Source organism: Acinetobacter harbinensis (assembly GCF_000816495.1).
GTDB classification, from domain to species: domain Bacteria; phylum Pseudomonadota; class Gammaproteobacteria; order Pseudomonadales; family Moraxellaceae; genus Acinetobacter; species Acinetobacter harbinensis.
On sequence record NZ_JXBK01000003.1, the window covers coordinates 1,499 to 2,872 of the forward strand.

1 protein-coding gene and 2 pseudogenes are annotated in these 1,374 nt (G+C 37.2%); 1 reads left to right on the plus strand and 2 read right to left on the minus strand.

The window, feature by feature from the left end:
- Positions 1-169: pseudogene (locus SE27_RS14630) on the minus strand (IS5/IS1182 family transposase); the annotation flags it as partial.
- Between the two features lie 160 nt (positions 170-329).
- Positions 330-896 (minus strand): recombinase family protein, encoded by a 567-nt coding sequence (locus tag SE27_RS12940; protein ID WP_000678311.1) that lies wholly within the window; start codon positions 894-896, stop codon positions 330-332.
- Positions 897-1,211: 315 nt separating this feature from the next.
- Between SE27_RS12940 and SE27_RS14635 the strand changes: the two are divergent.
- Positions 1,212-1,374: pseudogene (locus SE27_RS14635) on the plus strand (arsenate reductase (glutaredoxin)); the annotation flags it as partial.

Below are 1,374 nucleotides of genomic sequence, written 5' to 3' on the forward strand. Positions count from 1 at the left end.
GGATAGCTGCGTCGGAGTAGGTTTGATTTCGCCCTTGTTTGCCTTTTGATGGAGCATACCATTGCGTAGCAGGATCAAACCAAATGGCAATATTTCCGCGACTCATGAGTGCTCGGTTATATGCGGACCAATTGGTTGTGCGGTAGATTTTGTGTGTAGGCTTCTTCATTTGAAAATTATATCGCTGAAAAAGCCTGTACAGATAGGTTTGTGCAACAAAGCCCACCAGAGCGGCTTTTTATTGATTATTCATGTTCCACGCTTAAAATTCGAACAGTGTTTCATGATTTTTATAAGTTAAACTAAATTTAGTTGCTAATCCCAATAAGCTATTCACTAACTTGTAAATATCGGTATACCGCCTGACGACTAATCCCAAAAGCTTTCCCTAATGCCATTTTCGATGGATACTTCCCCTCCTTCCATGCTTGTCGTAAAGCTTCAGCTTGGTCAGGCTTTAGTTTATGCACCCGACCTTTGTACTTCCCCTGAGCAGAGGCGAGTTTTATTCCTTCCTTTTGCCGCTCTAAAATGATCTCACGTTCGAACTGTGCAAAAGCACCCATCATTTGAAGCATCAAATTATCCATCGGGGTGGATTCGGCTGTAAAAGTAATATTTTCTTTTACAAACTGGATGGCGATCCCTCGTTTGACCAGTTTATCTACTTCAGTGACCAAATCTTTTAGGCTTCGCGCAAAACGATCCATTGAATGTACAATCACCCTGTCCCCTTCCCGGACATAGTTCAACATTTCCTGAAATTTAGGTCGGTCAGTATTTTTACCTGAAGCACGGTCAACAAAAATCCGGTCGACCTCAATTCCTTCAAGTTGACGTCCAGTGTTTTGCTCGACAGAACTTACCCGGACATACCCTACTTTTTGGCCTTTCACTTTTTCACGCCCCAATTGGATAAAAATGAACAATTTCGTAAATTATAATTCTTTAACACTAAAGTTACATGTTACTTATGATTAAAAATCATTTAAATGATACATAATTTCATGAACTTTCAGATTGTAACTTTAGGGTACACTCTAAATTTACATATTTAAATAACGAGTTTTTTCTCACTCATAAGAATTTGCAAGAATATATATACATTTATTGACATTAAGTAATTTAAATAAAATCAATATACGTATTTGCATATATGTGGAAATACGTATATAAATATATCTGAGTTTCTAATAGCAGAGTCAGTCAAAATGTTCTCGACCATAAAGATTTATCACAATCCTGAGTGTGGTACATCAAGGAATACCTTAGCTTTAATTCAAAATGCAGGAATTGAACCAATCGTTATTGAATATCTAATTACCCCACCTTCGAAAGCAGAATTAATTGAACTTATTCGTAGTGCTGGTTTAA